This is a genomic window from Candidatus Roseilinea sp. NK_OTU-006 (genome assembly GCF_012931985.1).
In the GTDB taxonomy this organism is placed as follows: Bacteria; Chloroflexota; Anaerolineae; order J036; family Brachytrichaceae; genus JAAFGM01.
On the sequence record NZ_JAAFGM010000002.1, the window covers coordinates 81,694 to 100,724 of the forward strand.

Genomic DNA, 19,031 nt, shown 5'->3' on the forward strand with positions numbered 1-19,031 from the left:
GATCGTGTGCGTCGGCCCAGCCTTTGGCGCGGCGCTGACCAAGACGATTAACGGCCTTGACCATGAAGACGTGCTCAAAGCGATCTTCACCGGCGTGGCCAAGGAAGGCATGACCGCCCGGCTGATCAAGGCCTATCACACCAGCGACTGCGCGCAGCTCGGCTTCACTGCGTCGAGCTACAGCGGCAGCGGCATCGGCATTGGCCTGCAGAGTCGTGGCACGGCGGTCATCCACAAGCGCGGCATGCCCCGGCTGCACAATCTGGAGCTGTTTTCTTTTTCACCCAGCCTGACGCTCGAGACCTTCGAGCAAATCGGGCGGAACGCGGCGAAGTATGCGAAGGGCGAAGTGGTCAAGCCCGTGCCGGTGACGGTGGACAATTGGGCGCGCCTGCGCCTGATCGTCAAGACGGCGTTGATGCACCGCCGCGAAACCGAGGAAGTGCGAGACAAGCCGCCACAGGAGCTGTTCTTCGACTGGGAGCCGGATGTGTGAGCCGAGCCGATGAGCTGGAGCCGAGAAGAGCAAGGCGCGAGGCTTGAAGGCGAAAGATGAAAGACGAACGATGGGCTGACGACTGCCAGATTTCTCCCGACACGCTGCACCGGCAAGCCAGCGCAGCGCAGGCAGCCGGCTTCACCCAACTGGCCGACAACCTGCGCCGCGCTGCGGAATTGACCGCTGTGCCGAAGGAGGAGCTGCTGCGCATCTACGAAGCGCTGCGCCCTGGGCGCGCCACCGAGGCCGAGCTGCTCGCCATCGCCGAAGCGCTGGAGCGCGACTACGGCGCGCAACAGACGGCCGCCTTCATCCGCGAGGCGGCGGCGGAATACGCCAGGCGCCGGCTGTTCCGACCGAAGTGAACATTCTCTGGTCGCGGCTATATCGGGCGGCCGGGCGGCGCCCGCTGGTGGACTGAGCGGCGCTCGCGCGCCAATCAGGGCTCGCCGCGCGTCGGCGGTGTGTGGGCGACGGCAGCGAAGTCCTGCGGCGGCCAATAGATCAACCAGGCGCGACCGACGATCTGCTCGCGTGAGAACGCGCCGAACGAGCGGCTGTCGCCGAGGTCAGCACGATTGTCATTGAGCAGGAAATAGTCATCTGGGCCAAGACGATATCGCCCTACGGTTGTCGCGCTGAGGTTCAGGCGCTCACGCCCTTCGAGCAAGTAGGGCTCGCGCAGCGGCAACCCGTTCACCGACACCTGTGCGCCGCGAATGTCGAGCACATCCCCCGGCAAGCCGATCACCCGGTGCAACTGGATGCGAGCAGGGTCAATGCGGTTGCGCACGGCGACGACGTCGCCGCGCTGTGGCACGGTCAATCGGTAGGGCAGCCGGCTGACCAGCACGCGCTGGCCCGGGCGCAATGTGGGCGTCATGTGCTCATCCCTCACCTCGACGGAGGTCAAGAAGAAGCTGTAGAGCCACACAACGATGCCGGCGGCGATGAGGATCTCGAGCAAGCTGCGCCCCAGCGGCTGGCCGCGCGGCAAGACTGCCGCAGCGTCGTCGTCCGTCATTGCTATCGACGCGTAGGTGGAGCGTTGCACGGTGGGATTGTAGTGCGAAACCGTTGCGACAACCGTGGTTACAATAGCCGGGCGTCTCTTTGAAGCGCTGTAGTGATCAGGAGCATCATGGAAAGAGCAAGCGGCATTCTCCTTCATCCCACATCGTTGCCGGGTCGCTTCGGGATCGGCGAATTCAACGACGACGCCTATCGCTTCGTTGACGTGTTGGCCGAGATGGGTCAGAAGCTGTGGCAAGTGCTGCCGCTCGGCCCAACGGGTTACGGCGATTCGCCCTATCAGTGTTTCTCCGCCTTTGCCGGCAATCCGCTGCTCATCAGCTTAGAACACCTGGCGCGCGAGAACGCGCTGGCTTGGGACGATTTGAAGGATGTGCCGGCCTTCCCGGCCGACCGGGTGGAGTATGGCGATGTCATTGACTACAAGTTTGACCTTCTGCATCGCTCGTATATCCACTTCATGCAATATGCCTCCACGCAGCAGCACGAGGCGTTTGAAGCGTTCTGTGCGGCGAACGCCGCCTGGCTGGATGACTATGCGCTGTTCATCGCGCTGAAAGACGCTCACGCCGGCGACCCCTGGACGACCTGGCAGGACGACGTCGCTCGCCGCGCGCCCACCGCGCTCGCACGCTCGCGCAACCAACTGGCGAACGCAATACACAAGCAGAAGTACTACCAATTCCAGTTCTTCCAGCAATGGGCTGCCCTCAAACGCTACGCCAATGCGAAGGGCATCAAGATCATCGGCGACATTCCCATCTTTGTCGCTTTCGACAGCGCGGACGTATGGTCGCACCGCGAGTCTTTTCACCTCGACCAGCGCGGCAACCCGACGGTGATCGCCGGCGTGCCGCCGGACTACTTCAGCCCGACCGGCCAGCGTTGGGGCAACCCGCTCTACCGCTGGGAGGTGATGGCGCAGCAGGGTTACACTTGGTGGATCGAGCGCTGCCGCGCGGCGTTTGCCCTGTTCGACTACGTGCGCATTGACCACTTCCGCGGCTTCGAGTCTTACTGGGAAGTGCCGGCCGACGCGCCAACCGCCGAGAACGGGCGTTGGGTCAAGGGGCCGGGTAAAGCCCTGTTCCAGGCGATTAAAGCGGCGTTGGGCGATTTGCCTATCATCGCGGAAGACTTGGGCATCATCACGCCAGAAGTCAAAGCGCTGCGCGACGCGTTCGGCTTCCCCGGTATGCGCGTGTTGCAGTTTGCCTTCGTCGCCGATGCGTCATCGGAATTCCTGCCGCACAACTACGTGCGCAACACGGTGGCCTACGCCGGCACCCACGACAACGACACCACGCGGGGCTGGTTCGAGAAACTCGACCCACAGACGCGCCAGCAGGTGTTGGACTACACCGGCACCGACGGCAGCCAGATCACCTGGGACTTGATCCGCCTGCTGCTCATGTCGGTGGCCGACACGGTCATCCTCACGCTGCAGGACGTGATCGGGCTGGGCAGCGAAGCGCGCATGAACTTCCCCGGCCGCGCTGAGGGCAACTGGCAGTGGCGTTTCACCTGGGATCAGTTGACCCGCGAGGTGCAGGCGCGCTTGCGCAAGATGACAGCGACGTACGGCCGGTAAGCCGCGGATCACGCGGAGACTGCGCTGAGTTGCCGGGCAACATCGGCAGGTGCTACTCAATTCCCGCGCGACGTGCAAGGTGTCGGGCGCGGTCGCGACACTCGGCGATCAGCGCCGGTTCGTCCACCACAAGCACGCGCTTGCCCTGAATCAGCAGGCGACCATCCACGATGAGGGTATCCACGTCGCTGCCGCGCGCGTTGTAGACGATGGCAGCGAGCACATCATTGACCGGCTGGATGTGCGCGGCGTCGAAGTCCAGCAGGATCAAATCGGCTGGGTCGCCTGGGCGCAGCAATGGGCTCGCGGCGGCGCGCGCGCCGGCGACTGTCGCCATCTCGATCACCTGGCGCGGCGGCATGGCGCGCTCGTCCAGCGTGGTCACGCGCTGCAGATAAGCGGCCAGCCGCATCATCTCCAGCATGTCCTGGCCGTCGTTGCTGGCCGGGCCATCGGTGCCTAGCGCCACGTTGAGGGTGGGTTGGCCCAGTCTTTCCTGCGCGCACTTCATGGTCAGGAGCTTCCAGATCGGCGCGACGCCAGAAGCGAGGATCATGTTGGCGGCTGGGCAGTGCGTGACCGTTGCGCCGTGCTGCGCCAGCAGCGCTATCTCCTGGTCGCTGAGCCACACGCCGTGCACGGCGTGGAAGTCTGCGCCCAGCAGACCGAGCGCGGCGAACCACTCGACCGGCCGCAGGCCGGTCTCCTCCAGCGTCATCGCCACCTCGGCCCGCGTCTCGTTCATATGGCAGTGGGTGATCGCGCCGTAGCGACGGGCCAGTTCGGTCGTGCGTTGCAGCGTCTCGGCCGAGCAGCGCCATGGCACGAGCGGCCCGTTGGCGATGCGGATGCGGCCTTCCGCCGCGCCGTGCCATTCGTCGAACAGACGCCGCAAGTCGGCCAGGATGGCATCGGGCGATTCGGCGTCTGCGCCTCGGTCGGCCCACGCGCGCGCTAACACCAGCCGCGCGCCGAGCCTTTCCGCTGCCTCCAGCACGACATCGGTGTGGCGTTTGGAGAAAGGGACTTTGTGATGGTCAATGATCGTGGTCGCCCCGCCGCGCATGGCCTCGACCAAACCCAATGTGACCGCTAACCGGACATCCTCCGGCGTCATGGCGCCCTGGAGCTTCCAGATGTAGCGCTTCAGCCAATCCAGCAACGCGCGGCCGGCGCTGTAGCCGCGCATAAAGGTCTGCTCCAAATGGGTGTGCGCGTTGACCAGGCCGGCCAGCAGCACCCGGTGCGTCCCATCGAGGATGCGCTGCGCAGAAGCGACGAGCGCATCGGGCGGCGCGCCCTCGCCGATGGCTGCAACGCGTTTGTTCGCGATGAGCACATAGCCGGCCGGCGCGACGCGGTCGGCCAGGACCAGCGTGGCATTGCGGATGAGCAGCGCCATTAACTCGCGAGCGGGCCGAGCAGGGGGATGAGCAGCGGATAGACCAGCGCGCTCGATGCGGGCACCAGCAGGTTGTCCAGGCCGGCCGGGCTCACCGCTTCGACGAGGGTGGCGAAGAGCGCCATGAGCAGGGCGGCCGTCAGGGCAACGCCAAACGGTGTGCCGAAGGCCAGCAGGGCACCCCCGGCGCTGAGGAACGAGCAGCCGAACATGGCAGCCGAGCCTTCGATGCTGCGCTGCGCAAATCGGGCGTAACGCCGCCGGCCGTAGCGCCGGCCGATGATCGCGGCAAACGCATCGCCCCATGTCAACGGCATCAGCGCGGCGACCATGAACGGCTTGCTGACGTCGAAGAACAACACGATGATCGCTGCGAAGGCGATGGGGAAATACACCGTGCCGAGGTTGGATTTGTCGCCGGTTTCCATCGCGGTAAACAGCGCGCGGCGATACGAGAGGTAGTTCAGCGCAACGAAAACGAGCGGCGGGGTAATCGCGAACCATTTGTCGCTGAACAGCGCCGCGGTGCCGAAGGCCCACATCCCTACGCCGATGTGCACAACCTTGCGGGTGAACTCGACCGGCAGCCGGAACACGCGGCGCAGGGCTTCGGCGATCCCAAGCGCCGCAAAGACATAGACGAACGAGATGACGATGGCAAGCCCGTTGTTCATGCGATGTGTGTCAGGGAGATGCCTGGTCGTCCGAATGCGCATCCTCGCCGAAGCCATAGAGGCGATCGAGGCTCAATTCGGGCGCGACTGTTTCGTTGGAGCGCAGCGTGAGCGCAGCAGCGCGCAGGCCGAGCTGCAGCGTATCGCTCATCGGCAGATCGTTCAGGTAGCCGAAGATCACCACAGCCGTCAGCGCGTCGCCGGCCCCCGTGGTATCTACGATGTCCACGCGCAACGCGGGGAATTGACCGCTTTCTTCCTCGGTGGCATAGCATGCACCGCGTTCGGCTTGTGTAATCACGGCGACTTCCACACCCTGGCTCACCAGCCGGCGTGCGGCGTTGAGCGCCTCGATGGGCGTACGAATCGGGTCGCAACGCAGCAACGCCTCGGCCTCGGCGAGGTTGGGCGTGATGATGTTGATCATCGGCAGGTGCGGTCGCAGGCGGCCGGCCAGCACGCTCGAAGTGGGGTCCACACAGATCGGCTTGCGATACTCGTGCGCGAGGTGGATCGCCGTCAGCATCGCTGCCTCGCTGAGATTGAGGTCGAGGGCGACGATGTCGCATTCGCGAAAGGCGTCTTTGTGCAGGCGCAGGTAGTCCGGCGTGATGTGTCGCAGCACGCGCAGATCATCCAACCCGAGGTAGAGGTCGCCGCTTGCGTCAAGCGCAGCCAGGTAGGTGCCGGTCGTCTCGTTCTCGACGATCAGCGCACGCGATACGTCCACCCCCACGTCGTCTGCGCTGCTCAGGATATCTTCGCCGGCGTAGTCGTCGCCGACTGCGGTGAGCAACGTGACCGGCGCGCCGAGTCGCGCCAGGTTCTCGGCGACGTTACGCGCAACGCCACCGAAGCTGGTGCGGATCGCCGATGCGTTCGACGAGGCGAGCACCGGCCGATGCAACATCCGCCCTTTGATGTCGAAGTTCGCTGCGCCGATGACCAGAGCGCCTTTCACCGCTATCGCACCCCCGCCAGTTGCCAGGCCACGATCAGCGCAATGCACGTGACGACTGCGAATTCGATCAGCACGCTGCGCGAGAGCCGGCCTTGGAAGTGTTGCTGCGCAACGCCGGCGGATACGTAGAACACCGTCAACAACACCACGCCGGCGCTCCAGTTCGAGACGTTCCAATAGTTCAGCGCCCACGTCGCCTGGCCGACCAGCCAGCTCACGATGACAGCGAACAAGGTTGCTTGGCGCAGGCCGATGATGTGCGGCGCAAGCAAATCCAGCGCCAGCGCCAAGGCCACGAGCGACGCGCTAGTGGCTGTAATCACGCTGCGCTCGCGCGTGCTGTAGATGAGGGTAAATAGGCTGAACGCGATGAGATAGCTCAGACCGGTCACGGCCAGGCGCGCAATCGGATAGGTCGGCGTATTCGGCGTGATGGTGTAGTACTCGGCCACGATCAGCACACCCAGGACGACGACGCCGCCCAGCAGCGCGCCGATCCACACCGGCCAGCTTGTCAGCCGGGTAAGTAACAGGGCTAAGGCAAAGGCGGTGAGTCCGGGCGCCATCCAGAACGGGAAGAGGAAGGGCACCTCGCCGGCCTGCACGTCAGGGTGGTCGCGCAGCGCCCAGTCCACGCCGGCGATGGTGAGCACCGGCAGAAACAGGATCAGCAGCGAGTCCGCGTTGAGGTTAATCGAGAGGGGGGAGCCGAGGAAGGTCAACGACGCATTGCGCGAGGGCAGCTCGACCACAAGCAACAGCACCGGCGTGAGCGCCAACAGCGCCACCAGCACCAGGATGCGATTGGCGACGGAAGTGTGAAGCGATTGCGTCATCGGTTGGTCGTTGCGTTGTCAATGCTGACTCGCCAGCCGGAGCCACGCCCGGCGTCAAGGCGCTCGCTGCCCGCGCATCAGCACACGCCGTGCCGCGCCCCTACGTTGGTGAACGGCGGCGCATCGCCCACGGCCCATTCGATGCTGGGGTCAACGAAGGTGAGATTGGCATCGAATTCGGAGGTGATTGTACCCTTGCCAGCAATTTTGTAGCGGTGCCATCGTCCATGCGGAGGTGCGCCCACAGCGCCTCTACGTCGCGCACGGGCTTGCCTTCCAGGCTCGGCAGCCACAGCATGACGCATCGCACTGGCTGCGCGCCCATCTCGCCGTCCAGCACGAACGTCCCCACCGATGGCGTCTTGCGAATGACTTCGACGATGCGCGCCACGCACAGGCACGGGAAGGCCGCATGGGCAGAGGGACGCAGCAGAGCGGTGCACGTCAAAAACTGTAGCGCCAAGGCTAGAATTGGCACCGTAGTCTAGGCGGCGACTTACCCTCGAACGGCCATGCCGGGGACGCCGATCCCGATTCGAACGACCAATGACGCCGGAGGCAGAATGAACCCCATCGCTGAGCAACTGACCGAACTGCGCGCTCGCGTCGAAGCTCACCGCGCCGACATCACGCGCTTCATGCGTGAACTGTGCGCCATCCCCAGCATGGATTCGCAAATCCGGTCCGTAGGTGAGCGCTGCGCTCAAGAGATGCGCCGGCTCGGCTTCGCCGAAGTGCGCTTTGACGTCATGGGCAATGTCCTGGGACGCATCGGCCAAGGCCCTCGCATCATCGTCTTCGACTCGCACATTGACACGGTCGGCATAGGCGATCCGGCGCAGTGGGCTTGGGACCCGTTTGTGGGCAAAGTGGAGGATGGCGTGCTCTATGCGCGCGGCGCGTGCGACGAAAAGGGCAGCACGCCCGGCATGATCTACGGCCTCGCCCTGGCCCGCGACCTGGGCTGGCTCGACGGCTGGACGGCTTACTATTTTGGCAACATGGAAGAGGCCTGCGATGGCATTGCCCCTCGCGTGTTCGTCGAGCACGATCCGAAGGTGCGGCCGGATTTCGTTGTGATCGGCGAGCCGACGCGCATGCAGGTCTATCGCGGCCACAAAGGGCGCGTCGAAATGAAGGTGACGGCCAAAGGACGCAGCGCACACGCCGCCAGCAACTGGCTGGGCGACAACGCTATCTACAAACTGCTGCCCGTCATCGCCGGCATCCGCGACCTGGACCCGCGCCTACGCGCCCACGATTTCCTCGGCAAAGGCACGATCACCGTCAGCGATATGCGCGTGAGCACCCCCAGCATCAACGCTGTGCCGGACGAGGCGACCCTCTTCATTGACCGGCGCATCACCTTCGGCGACACGCTGGAGAGCGCACTGGCCGAGGTGCAGGCCATCGTGGATGCGGCGCAGGCCGATGCTCCGCGCGCCGACGCGATTCGGCTTGAGTTGCTGCAATACGACACGCCCAGCTACACCGGCTTCTCGTTGGTCGTGGATAAATACTTTCCTGCCTGGGCGCTGGACGAGTCCCACCCGTTGACCCAAGCGGCGCTCGCCGCCACCGAGCTGGCCTTCGGACAGCGCGCTGCGACCGACAAGTGGGACTTCTCCACCAATGGCACATACTGGGCCGGCATTGCCGGCATTCCCGCCATCGGCTTTGGCCCCGGCGACGAGCGCCATGCACACAGCGTGCTCGACCAGGTGCGCCTAGACGACGTGGTGCAGGCCACGCAGTTCTACGCCCTGCTGCCCGCGATGCTTGAGGCTGCGTGACAGTTATCCATGAATAGATTAGAATACTGGACTACAGTCCAGTATGAAAGACTATGAAGGTGACCTCGATTTCATCGGCAGCGCCAGGCGCGTGCTGCGGTTAATCGAGGCGGTGCTGGCTCACCCCGAAGGATTAACTCCGAACGCGCTCGCTCAGGCAGCAGACCTCCCGCGTTCCTCGCTCTTTGCCTTGCTCAGGGGGCTCAAGGCGTTGGGGTACTTAGAGCAATCTGAGCGGCGGGGGCGCTACTTCGCCGGCCCGCGCCTTTCGTCATGGCGCGCGCGCCCCGCTTCGATCCACCGCGAGCTGATCGCGGCGTTTTACCAGGAAGCCGTCACAAAAACCTGGCCGGAGACCGTGGCGCTCGTCGTTCCCGTCGCCGATGGGCTATTGGTGTTGGCCCAGGTGGAGGGCAGCCCGGAGACGCGCCGCGTCTTCCAGATCGGTCAGACGTATCGCCAGATTGACGCCGCACAGGCGCTGTTTGCGCCGTCCACCCAGCCGACAAACCTCGTGAACGGGCTCTCGCTCGCCGCTGCGACGGAGACGCTCGACCTGGCGGCGCCGATCTGCCCCGACGGCGCTGAAGCGCGCGCGGCGGTTGTGCTGAGCGCGCTGGCCTATCGCTGGGAATCGCCGACGCTATACGAACAGCTCGGGCCTGAGTTGCGGAACTTGGCGGCGCATATCTCCTACCGCCTCGGCGCCTTGACTTACGCACCGTTTGCTCCCGATTCGACGGCCGAACTGCAACCCTTGGAGGCGCTCACCCCCAGACAAGTCGAGACCTTTCTACATCAGCCGGTCTCGGCACGCCTGGCTTGCGTGCGTCCCGATGGGCGCCCGCACGTCATCCCGCTCTGGCAGGAGTGGGACGGACATGCCTTCACGGTGATCGCCTGGCAAGGGTCGCGTTGGCCGGATTACGTCTTTCAGAATCCGCTCGTCTCGCTAACGGTGGATGAACCCTGGCCGCCGTTGCGCCGCGTGGTGGCGCGAGGCAAAGCCCGCCCGGTCAGCAACCTCGGCGAGGACGAGCGGCGACGCCTGCTCGCGCGGCTCACCCAGCGCTATCTGGGACATCCTCTGGCGCCGTCCTATGCCCGGCAGGTTGCGCAGATTTTCAGAGTCGAGGTGGAGCATCTGCGCGGCTGGCGCGGTTTGGCTGCGCCACAGCCGGCTGCCTGAACCATGGTCTCTCGGACACCACGCGCTGCCACCTTGCGCCGCTCGACGCATCCTGCGCAGCCGCTCCCGCGACGCGATCGTGGGACTACTGCCGGAGCGCTCGTCGTTGCGCTTGCGAGTTGGGAGGTGCTCGTCCGCGTGAGCAACACGCCGGTTTATCTGTTGCCGGCCCCCAGCCTGGTATTCCATACGCTGGCCCAGCACCTGCCGACTTATCTCCAGGCCGCGTTGATCACCTTTGGCGAGGCGTGGCTGGGGTTGTTGCTGGGCGCCGGCGTGGCCCTGTGCACGGCCATCTTAGTCACCTTGTGGCCGCGCGTCGAGCAGGGGGTGATGAGCCTGGCGATCCTGGTGAAATCCACACCGCTGGTGGTGATTGCGCCGCTGCTGACCATTTGGCTCGGCTTTGGCTGGCAACCCAAGGTGATCATCACCGCGCTGGTGACCTTCTTCCCCATCTTGGTAAACGCCCTGGTGGGCCTCCAAACCATCACGCCGAGCCTGCACGATCTCTTTCGCGTCTGGCGCGCCAGTCGCTGGGAAGCGCTGTGGCACTTGCGGCTGCCGCATAGCCTGCCGCACCTGTTCGCCGGCCTGAAGGTGAGCGCGCCCCTGGCCCTCATCGGCGCGATCGTCGCAGAGTGGACCGGCGCCTCGGGCGGGCTGGGGCGCACCATGTGGCTGGCCTACACCAACCTGAATTTGCCCTTCTTGTTCGCCGCCATTTTCGTCGTCACAGCGGCCGGCATTGCGCTCTATCAAATCATCAGCCATGTCGAACGCCGCATGGCCTACTGGCGGCCTATCCCTTGAATCCAACACATGTGGAGGTACACAATCATGCTACTTCGTCATTTGCTGTTTGTCTCACTCACGCTGCTGGTCGCGGCATGCCAAGCCTTGCCTGCGCCGCCGCCTCGAACCTCGCCGATCCAGCTCACCTTTATGGCCGGCTATAAGCCGCAGGCCAATTTGCCCTTCGTCGGGGCCTATGTTGCCCAAGAGAAGGGCTACTTTCAGGCTGAAGGGCTGGAGGTGACCATTGAGCATTCGCCTGGCCAAGGCCAGCACTTGCAATTGCTGGTCGCTGGCAAGGTGCATGTCACCACTCAGGACGCCGCGACGCTGTTGCAGCGCCGCGCTGATCCGGGTCTTCCCCTGGTCTCGATCGCGCTCATCGGTCAGCGCGGCCAACAAGCCTTTGCCGCGCTCAAAGGCTCCGGGATCAACAGCCCGAAGGACTGGGAAGGGCGCTTGGTGGGCTACAAAGGCACGCCGCCCCCCGACCTATTCGCGCTGTTGTCCGCCGCCGGCGCCGACGTGAACAAGGTCAAGCTCGTCAACGTCGGCTTCGACCCGCGCGTGTTGGTCGAGGGCAAGGTGGACGTTTACCCGCTCTTCAAATCGAACGAGCCGTTCCTGCTGCGCAGCCTGGGCCATGAGATCACGCTGTGGGACGCAGCGGACTACGGCGTGCCGACCCTAGGGCTGACCTATACCACCAGCGAGTCGCTGCTGCGCGAACAACCGGAGATGTTGGCGCGCTTTCTGCGGGCTGCCTTGCGCGGCATTGCATACGCGGCGGAGCACCCCGATGAAGCTGTGCAGATCGTGTTGAAATACGCCGGCCCGGAGACCAACCCCGACCACATGCGCTACATGTTGCTCACCGAGCTGCGAGACGCACAGAGCAATGTGACTGAGGGGCGCGGTTGGGGTTGGCAGACCAAAGAGCAGTGGCAGGCCCTGGCCGATATGCTCTACCGCTACAACGCGCTGCCTTCGCTCGACGTCGCCGGCGCCTTCACCACCCAGATCCTCGAGCTGGCCAAGTAGCGCGGATAGTCAGATCGAAAGTTATAGATTGGGTAGGCGAGGGCAATACCTTCGCCTACCCCGGGATTTGGCCTTTTTGCCGCGCGGGGTGACGCAGCAGGGCCGGACATTGCTTTCCCCAAGGCCCGCGATGTTGCCGCACGTCAGTAGACGAATGGGATGAGCTTGCGCGTCCGCCGGCAATAGTCGGCATATTCAGGATATTTCTCCCGTAGCCAGCGTTCCTCACGGCGCGACTTCAGGTCGAAGAAGATGAACAAGACGACCGACGAAAGCAAGCCGACGATGCTGTTGAGGAAGAGGCCGATGGCCAACATGCCAAAGATCACCCCCGCGTAGATCGGGTGGCGCACCAACGCATATGCGCCGGTGCGCACCAGATGACCATCCTCCAGCGGCTTGGGATTGGGGGTGAGGTTGCGCCCCAGCGCCGCTACGCCCCAGGTGAACAAGCCGGCTGCGCCGACGGCGATGATTGCCCCTAAGCCGCGCGCAAGCCAGCCAAGCGCCAACGGCCAGGGCGCGCCGCTCGGCGCCAGCCATGTCGCCGCCAGCAGGAGGGGCAGCAAGGTAAACTGCACGACGACCCACCCTTCCCCGCGCGACCCAAAAGCGGTGCGTTTCATGCATCGGGATGATACCCTGCTACATGTCGTGTTGCGCGTTTTCAGGTAGACTTCCCTTCGGCCGAAGATGTCCGCGCGCTATCCCATCCCGGCGGCCGAAACGCGCGTCGAGACCCGCGTGCTGAATTCGCGTTTCATTTGCACAGTGGCCGAAGCGCGCACTGTAGCGGAGGCGCTGGCGTTCATTCGTCGCGTCAAGACGGAGCTGTCCGATGCCAACTCGCACGCTTACGCCTATCGCATCGGCTTTGGCGCCAGCGTGATGGATGGTTGCAATGACGGCGGCGAGCCGGGCGGCACAGCCGGCCGCCCGATGCTGGCCGTGCTGCAGGGCAGCGGGCTGGGCGATGTCGTCGCCGTCGTCTCGCGCTACTTCGGCGGAACCAAACTCGGCACCGGCGGATTGGTGCGCGCGTTCGGCGGCGCGCTACAGGCGGCGCTGGATGCCCTGCCGCGCGCGGAACGCGTCGAGCGTCGGCAGTGCCTGCTCGAAGTCCCCTATCCACTCTACGAGCGCGTCAAACGGCTCATTGCTGCGCGCGACGATGTATTGCCCGAAGATGAAACGTTCGGCGCATGCGTGCTGCTCACGATGAGCGTCGCCGAGGAGAGCATCGCGGATCTGCGACGCGCACTGAGCGACCTCAGCGCCGGCGCGTTAACGCTCGTGATAGCCGCATGAGCACACGAACGAAGGACTCAGCATATCGCTTGAAGCGCACTCCCCATGAACGCCCCAACATCTCCCACCCCTGAAAAGGTCCCTTTGCTCACCAAGTTGGCCTTCGGCAGCGGCGACGTCGGTCCGGCTATCGCCACGGCCATCATGAGCTTCTTTCTGCTCTACTTCTTCACCGACGTCGCACGGCTCGCACCCGCTGCAGCCAGCGTCATCCTGCTGGTGACCAAGACCTGGGATGCGGTGAATGACCCATTGATCGGCTTGCTCTCCGACCGCATCAACACGCGTTGGGGGCGGCGGCGACCGTGGTTGCTGTTCGGCGCCGTGCCGTTCGGCTTGGCCTTCTTCCTACTGTTCCAGACCCCGCAGCTCGGCGACGCCGGCAAATTCGCCTATTACCTGGTCGTGTCGTTGCTGCTGGATACGATGTTCACCGTGGTCAATGTGCCCTACACGGCGCTGACGCCGGAACTCAGCCGCGACTACGACGAGCGCACCAGCCTGAACTCATACCGCTTCGCCTTCAGCATCGCCGCCGGATTGATCGCCGCAGTGACTCACCCGATCATTGTGGATGCCGTCGCGGCCAACTCGGATGTGCAGACCGGTTATGCGGTCTCGGCGTTGATCTGGGCCGTGGTGTGCGCGGCGCCGTTCTTCTTCGCCTTTTGGGGCACCTATGAACGTCACACCCCCGAAGAAGCCGAATCGCTGCCTGTCCTCGAGAGCCTGAAGCGGACCGTTCGCAACCGCGCCTTCCGATATGCTGCTGGCATCTACTTGCTCTCCTGGCTGGTGGTGCAGACGGTGAGCACGTTGATCGTATATTACTTGACCTACTGGCTGCGCCGGCCAGAGATTACGCCGTTGGTGCTGCTGGCGGTGCAAGGCAGCGCGTTGATCTGGCTGTTCATCTGGAACGTGATCAGCCGACGCGTCGGCAAGAAGGGCGTGTACTTCATCGGCATGTCGGCCTGGGTAGCGACGTCGCTCGCGTTATTCGCCGTGCAGCCCGACTGGCCGACATGGAGTGTGATTGCACTGGCGGCGCTCGCCGGCGTTGGCGTCGCCGTAGCGTATCTGATCCCATGGGCCATGCTGCCGGATGTGATCGAGCTGGACGAACTGGAGACCGGTCGCCGGCGCGAAGGCGCGTTCTATGGGCTTTTCGTGCTCCTGCAAAAGCTCGGCCTGGCGCTGGGATTGTTCGCCGTCGGCCAGGTGCTGAGCGCAACGGGCTACATCACCCCACCACCCGGCGCGACGGCGCCGATCACTCAGCCGGATAGCGCATTGCTTGCCATCCGGCTGATGATGGGGCCGGTCGCCGCCGTGATTCTGCTCGCGGGCATGGTGTTGGTCGCGCGCTTTCCGATCACCAAAGCCAGCCACGAACAGACGCTGCGCGAGCTGGAAGCGCGCCGCGCCGCATCGGAACCGGCTTAGATGATGTAGCCGACGCCCACCGCGCCAGGGCCGGCATGCGTGGCGATGGTGGGGCCGGCTTCCAGGATCACTGGCGACTGGATGCCCAACGGTCCACTCACCTCTTGCGCTAGTTGTTCGGCCAGTTGCGGCGCTGCGGAATGCATGAAGAACACTTTGGGATCGCGCGAAGCGCCCAGCTCGTGCAGCACGATCTCCTTAAGGCGCGCGACGGCCTTGCTGAAAGTCCGCACGCGCTCGAGCGGCTCGACCCTGCCGTCCTTGATGGTCAGGATCGGCTTCATTTGCAACACGCCGCCGATGAGCGCCTGCGCGCCGCCGATGCGCCCGCCGCGCTTCAGGTTCTCCAGCGTCTCCAACACAAAGTGCATGCGCGTGCGCGGGATGAGCGACTCGATGTGCGCCTTGATCTCCGCCGGCTTCGCGCCTTCCTTCGCCAGTCGCGCGCCTTCCGCGACGAGCAAAGCCATCGCGGCGCTCACCATGCGCGTGTCCACCAACGTCACCGACGGGTCGCCGCCCATCGTCATCGCTGCCGATTCGGCGCTGGCATAGGTGCCGCTCAAGTCGCGCGAGATGTGGATGGAGACGACCTCTTCGCCCTTGAAGCGTTGGTAAATCTCCACAAAATCGCCCACCGAGGGTTGCGAGGTCTTCGGAAAGTTCGGGTCACTCTTCAGCATGGCGTGGAACTGTGCGGGCGATAGTTCCATGCTGCGGAAGCTCTTGTCTCCGAAGATGACGTAAGTAGAGGCGATGGCAGCGATTCCCAGATCGCGAGCCAATTCAAGGGTCAGATCAGCGTTTGAGTCGGTGACGATGTGCACCATGGAATTCCGGGTCTCCTTCCTTACGCAGCTTACGTAATAAGTAACACCGAAACCGGTTTGACGATGCTGCGCCTGCGCTATTATATGAAATGAGGTTTATTTTGCAGCGCATCACTCACTGGACGCTCGTTGCCATCTTAGCCCTCTACATCGCCGCCGGCGTGATCTACGCTGTGTCCGCGCCTCTGCTTGATGTATCGGACGAGGTGCGCCACTACGCCATGATCGAGCATCTTGCGCAGGGGCGCGGACTGCCGGTGCAGGATGAGGCGTACAATCGGCAGATTACCGAGCAGGAGCGCCGGGCGTTGCGCCCGCTGACCTACTACGCCCAAGAGGGCAGCCAGCCGCCGCTCTACTACGCACTCATGGCCCTGGTGGCGCTGCCGTTCGACCGGAGCGATCACGCCGACCTAGTTTGGCCTAACCCACATGCTCGGCTGGGGCGCGCCGACGCGACGAACAACTGGAATCAGCTCGTCCACACGCCGGCGGAAGCCTTCCCCTGGCGTGGGACGACCTTGGCGGTGATGGTGATGCGCTTGATCGGCGTCACGCTGGGCGCGATAACCGTGGCCTGCACGTACGCGCTGGCGCTAACGCTATGCGCAAGCCGCCGGGCCAGCAACCGGAAGGCGGATGAGGCGGAAGCACCCTGCAACCAGTCTCCCCTTTTGACGCCCCTGGCAGCCGCCTTCGTCGCGTTCAACCCGATGTTTGTACACATCATGGCGTCGGTGAACAACGACACGCTGGCGACGACGCTGGCCACGTTGGCCCTGCTTTTCAGCGCGCGAATGATTCGCCATGGCGCACGCATGGGCCAGGCGATCGTGCTCGGCGTGATCTTGGGTGGGGCGGCGCTGACGAAGGCCTCCGGCCTGGCACTGGCCATCGTTGCGCCGTTTTTCGTGCTGGTCAGCGAGTTTGTGCGCCGAGCCCGGCCAACGGCGATGGCGGCGCAACCGGATCCCCGCTCGCTCGCTCGCGCCCTACCCTTGCTGCTCGGCATGGCGCTGCCGGCGCTCGCCGTCGCCGGGTGGTGGTACTGGCGCAACCAGATGCTCTACGGCGACTTTACCGGCACGACGATGATGGCGCGCATCGCCGGGCCGCGCGAGGTCACGCCGTCGGCGCTTGAGCTGATCGGCGAGTGGGACGGCTTCTTCAAATCGTACTGGGGGCTGTTCGGCGCGGTGAACATCCCGATGGACGTATGGATCTACGCTGCGCTCCAGTTTTTGCTCATCCTCGCCGGCTTCGGGCTGTTATTCGCACTCCTCGGATGGCTGCGCAGGATGCGAGATGTTGCGCGCCTGTCCGCTATCCTCGACGCGCGCGCTTTGATGCTGCTCATGCTGTTCAGTGCCTTCTTGGTGGCCTTCGTGGCGCTGGTGCGCTGGACTTCGCTTACCCTGGCCAGCCAGGGGCGCTTGCTCTTCCCCGTCATCGCGCCGATCTCGATCTTCCTAGCGCTGGGGTTGCTGAGCGTGGCGGCGCGCGCATCGCGCGTTGCGCAGATGCGCCATGCGCCACGCACTCTCGCTATAGCCATCCCAACTGCCCTTGCGGCTCTCACGCTGCTTGCACCGTTCGTTTACATCCGGCCCGCCTACGCCTTGCCGCAGCGGCTGTCCCCCGACGCGCCGCTTGCGCTGGATCGTCAGACCGAGCTGATCTTCGAGGACAAAATCCGCTATCTGGGCTTTCAGGTACACAATCCCAAGCAGCGCGTCGCGCCGGGCGAAGTGCTTGACGTGACCCTGTACTGGCAGGCGCTTCGCCCCCTCGACCACAACTACAGCGCATTCATCCGCGTATATGCCAAGGGCGAGCAACTCGCGCACGTGCTCGACACTTATCCGGGCGGCGGCATGTGGCAGACAACGCTCTGGCAACCCGGCGAGATCATCGCCGACCGCTATCGCCTGCGCCTGGAGGACACTTTGACGACGACCCGGCTCGCGCCCAGCACGTTGTGGCTCGATGTGGGCTTCTGGGACTTCACCGCGCAGCGATTCCTGCCCACATTTGATCCGGCCGGACAACCGACGGGGCGGCAGCGTTACGAGGCGGCCAGCCTAAACCTGGCAAGGCTCACGCCGAACCTCCGCATGAAGGCGCGCTTTGAGAAAGTCGCGCTCACCGCTATCCGCGCCGAACAGGCCGGGCGCGTAGTCCTACTCAACTTGGACTGGCTGGCGACCGACGACTTCACCGAGGATTACACCACGTTCGTTCAGCTCTTCGACGCGGCGGGCAACAAGCTGCCCCCGCAAGCTGACGGGCGCGCCAAGGGCGGCGACTTTGCGCCGCGCTGGTGGCGAGCAGGCGACTTGATCTTGAACGACGTGTACTCGGTCAACCTGCCGGAAGACTTCCCACCTGGCCAATACACGATCAAGTTCGGCCTGTATAACGCCGACGGCGCGCGCATGCCCGCATTTGATGAAGCCGGACGCGCGATCCCCGAGGCCGCACTGAGCGTGCCGATCGCAATCCGGTGAGGACGTCGCCCGATGGAATATTTGTACAGCCGTCAAGCCGTCCGTGAATGCCTGCGCGCGCGCCGGCGGCCCATCTACCGTCTATTGGTCGGCGAGGGCGTGGAGGACGCGCCGATCATCCGCGAAATCCGTGCGTTGGCGCAACAACAGCGCGTCCCGCTCAGCGCGGTCCGGCGTGATGCGCTGAATGCAATCTCCGCGCATGCGCAGGGGGTCGCGCTGGAGGTGGGCGATTACCCCTACGCCAGCCTGGACGAGATCTTTGGCGCAGCCCAGATGCGCAACGAGCCGCCCTTCATCCTCATCCTGGATTCGCTACAGGACCCACAGAACTTCGGCAATTTGATTCGCACAGCGGAGGCTGCCGGCCTGCACGGGGTGGTGATCGGCACGCGTCGCAGCGTGGGGGTGACGCCCGCCGTGGTCAATGCCTCATCTGGCGCCGCCGAGCACATGCGCGTGGCTCAAGTGGTCAACCTAGCCCGTGCGGTCGAGGCGATCCAGGCGCGCGATGTGTGGGTGGCTGCCCTGCACGGCGAAGCGCAACGCGCGATCTACGAGGCCGATCTGCGCGGCGCGCTGGCCCTCATCGTCGGCAGCGAAGGCGAAGGCGTGAGCCGGCTGCTGCGCGAGCGCGCCGATTTCGTGTTGCGTGTGCCGATGCGGGGCCAGGTGGCTTCGTTGAATGCTGCCGTAGCCGGCGCGGTGGCGATCTACGAAGCGTTGCGTCAGCGTCATGCGTGACGATCCCACTTGGCTCTAGCGCCGGGGCAACGCGCCCACACCTGCCGCGACCCGAGCGCTCGCGTGCCGCAGAGCATCGCCGCCGCTGTCCGCACCTCGGGCATCGTGTATAGTCCGCGCCGATCAAGCTGCCCCCGCGTGTGGAGGCGACAGGAGGCCGAGCGCCGGGGTGTAACTTACCGGACGGCAGTCCGGCGCGACCTGTTTAGGATCAGGCCGCACTGATGACGGGCGATGTCATCATTTACCCTTGACCAAAATTCAGTTGTGCATATAATCACAAACACCGATGCGGGATAGAGCAGTGGCAGCTCGTCAGGCTCATAACCTGAAGGTCGTAGGTTCGAATCCTACTCCCGCTACCTCGTAAAACCGAAGCCTGT

The 19,031-nt window shown here is 64.5% G+C and carries 19 protein-coding genes and 1 tRNA gene; 12 read left to right on the forward strand and 8 right to left on the reverse strand.

The features are described from left to right. The first annotated feature begins 4 nt into the window (after positions 1-4). Together GXH28_RS16145 and GXH28_RS01800 are read left to right on the forward strand one after the other, a co-directional pair. Positions 5-496 carry a glycerol dehydratase reactivase beta/small subunit family protein gene (locus GXH28_RS16145; protein WP_320447898.1) on the forward strand — a complete coding sequence of 164 codons (492 nt, stop codon included), beginning with the start codon at positions 5-7 and terminating at the stop codon, positions 494-496. A gap of 56 nt (positions 497-552) precedes the next feature. Beyond that, positions 553-864 (forward strand): diol dehydratase small subunit, encoded by a 312-nt coding sequence (locus GXH28_RS01800; protein WP_169237295.1) that lies wholly within the window; start codon positions 553-555, stop codon positions 862-864. Between the two features lie 74 nt (positions 865-938). Here GXH28_RS01800 and lepB read toward each other — a convergent pair whose 3' ends face one another. Beyond that, entirely contained in the window at positions 939-1,523 is a 585-nt protein-coding gene (gene lepB / locus GXH28_RS01805; RefSeq protein ID WP_169237296.1) for a signal peptidase I, read from the reverse strand. Positions 1,524-1,640: 117 nt separating this feature from the next. Between lepB and malQ the strand changes: the two genes are divergently transcribed. After that, positions 1,641-3,122: a 4-alpha-glucanotransferase gene (gene malQ / locus GXH28_RS01810; RefSeq protein WP_169237297.1), complete on the forward strand. Its 1,482-nt coding sequence runs from the start codon at positions 1,641-1,643 to the stop codon at positions 3,120-3,122. Positions 3,123-3,174: 52 nt separating this feature from the next. Here malQ and GXH28_RS01815 read toward each other — a convergent pair whose 3' ends face one another. The 5 genes from GXH28_RS01815 to GXH28_RS01835 all read right to left on the reverse strand — a co-directional run bounded on the left by GXH28_RS01815 (position 3,175) and on the right by GXH28_RS01835 (position 7,458). Beyond that, entirely contained in the window at positions 3,175-4,524 is a 1,350-nt protein-coding gene (locus GXH28_RS01815) for an amidohydrolase (RefSeq protein WP_169237298.1), read from the reverse strand. Then, entirely contained in the window at positions 4,524-5,198 is a 675-nt protein-coding gene (locus GXH28_RS01820) for a diacylglycerol/polyprenol kinase family protein (protein WP_169237299.1), read from the reverse strand. The genes GXH28_RS01815 and GXH28_RS01820 overlap by 1 nt, the downstream gene beginning before the upstream one ends. 10 nt (positions 5,199-5,208) lie before the next feature. Continuing rightward, on the reverse strand, positions 5,209-6,159 hold the full coding sequence (locus GXH28_RS01825) for a carbohydrate kinase family protein (RefSeq protein ID WP_169237300.1): 951 nt from the start codon (positions 6,157-6,159) through the stop codon (positions 5,209-5,211). A gap of 2 nt (positions 6,160-6,161) precedes the next feature. Further along, positions 6,162-6,995 carry a DUF5656 family protein gene (locus tag GXH28_RS01830; RefSeq protein ID WP_169237301.1) on the reverse strand — a complete coding sequence of 278 codons (834 nt, stop codon included), beginning with the start codon at positions 6,993-6,995 and terminating at the stop codon, positions 6,162-6,164. A 100-nt stretch (positions 6,996-7,095) separates the two neighbouring features. Then, positions 7,096-7,458, reverse strand: a complete 363-nt coding sequence (locus GXH28_RS01835; protein ID WP_169237302.1) for a hypothetical protein — start codon at positions 7,456-7,458, stop codon at positions 7,096-7,098. 100 nt (positions 7,459-7,558) lie between these two features. Between GXH28_RS01835 and GXH28_RS01840 the strand changes: the two genes are divergently transcribed. Genes GXH28_RS01840 through GXH28_RS01855 form a run of 4 tightly spaced genes read left to right on the forward strand, consistent with a single transcriptional unit; the run spans position 7,559 to position 11,813 of the window. After that, complete coding sequence (locus GXH28_RS01840) at positions 7,559-8,788, forward strand: YgeY family selenium metabolism-linked hydrolase (RefSeq protein ID WP_169237303.1); 1,230 nt, start codon at positions 7,559-7,561, stop codon at positions 8,786-8,788. Positions 8,789-8,831: 43 nt separating this feature from the next. After that, entirely contained in the window at positions 8,832-9,977 is a 1,146-nt protein-coding gene (locus GXH28_RS01845; protein WP_169237304.1) for a pyridoxamine 5'-phosphate oxidase family protein, read from the forward strand. Between the two features lie 3 nt (positions 9,978-9,980). Beyond that, positions 9,981-10,790 (forward strand): ABC transporter permease, encoded by an 810-nt coding sequence (locus GXH28_RS01850; RefSeq protein WP_206156680.1) that lies wholly within the window; start codon positions 9,981-9,983, stop codon positions 10,788-10,790. Positions 10,791-10,817: 27 nt separating this feature from the next. Continuing rightward, on the forward strand, positions 10,818-11,813 hold the full coding sequence (locus GXH28_RS01855; RefSeq protein WP_169237306.1) for an ABC transporter substrate-binding protein: 996 nt from the start codon (positions 10,818-10,820) through the stop codon (positions 11,811-11,813). A gap of 143 nt (positions 11,814-11,956) precedes the next feature. Here GXH28_RS01855 and GXH28_RS01860 read toward each other — a convergent pair whose 3' ends face one another. Next, entirely contained in the window at positions 11,957-12,439 is a 483-nt protein-coding gene (locus GXH28_RS01860; protein WP_169237307.1) for a methyltransferase family protein, read from the reverse strand. A gap of 67 nt (positions 12,440-12,506) precedes the next feature. Between GXH28_RS01860 and GXH28_RS01865 the strand changes: the two genes are divergently transcribed. Together GXH28_RS01865 and GXH28_RS01870 are read left to right on the forward strand one after the other, a co-directional pair. After that, on the forward strand, positions 12,507-13,121 hold the full coding sequence (locus GXH28_RS01865; protein WP_169237308.1) for an IMPACT family protein: 615 nt from the start codon (positions 12,507-12,509) through the stop codon (positions 13,119-13,121). A gap of 45 nt (positions 13,122-13,166) precedes the next feature. Further along, positions 13,167-14,567, forward strand: coding sequence for an MFS transporter (locus GXH28_RS01870; protein WP_169237309.1), 1,401 nt, complete (start codon positions 13,167-13,169; stop codon positions 14,565-14,567). Here GXH28_RS01870 and GXH28_RS01875 read toward each other — a convergent pair. Continuing rightward, a complete protein-coding gene (locus tag GXH28_RS01875; RefSeq protein ID WP_169237310.1) occupies positions 14,564-15,397 on the reverse strand; it encodes a DegV family protein in 834 nt (277 codons plus the stop codon). The two genes, GXH28_RS01870 and GXH28_RS01875, sit on opposite strands and share 4 nt — an antisense overlap. An 89-nt stretch (positions 15,398-15,486) precedes the next feature. Here GXH28_RS01875 and GXH28_RS01880 point away from each other — a divergent pair, with 89 nt between their 5' ends. From GXH28_RS01880 to GXH28_RS01890, 3 genes are all read left to right on the forward strand, one after another. Further along, entirely contained in the window at positions 15,487-17,904 is a 2,418-nt protein-coding gene (locus GXH28_RS01880) for a hypothetical protein (protein WP_169237311.1), read from the forward strand. Between the two features lie 12 nt (positions 17,905-17,916). Then, complete coding sequence (gene rlmB, locus GXH28_RS01885; protein ID WP_169237312.1) at positions 17,917-18,648, forward strand: 23S rRNA (guanosine(2251)-2'-O)-methyltransferase RlmB; 732 nt, start codon at positions 17,917-17,919, stop codon at positions 18,646-18,648. A 290-nt stretch (positions 18,649-18,938) separates the two neighbouring features. Further along, positions 18,939-19,010 (forward strand) — tRNA-Met (locus tag GXH28_RS01890). The last annotated feature ends 21 nt before the right edge of the window (positions 19,011-19,031 follow it).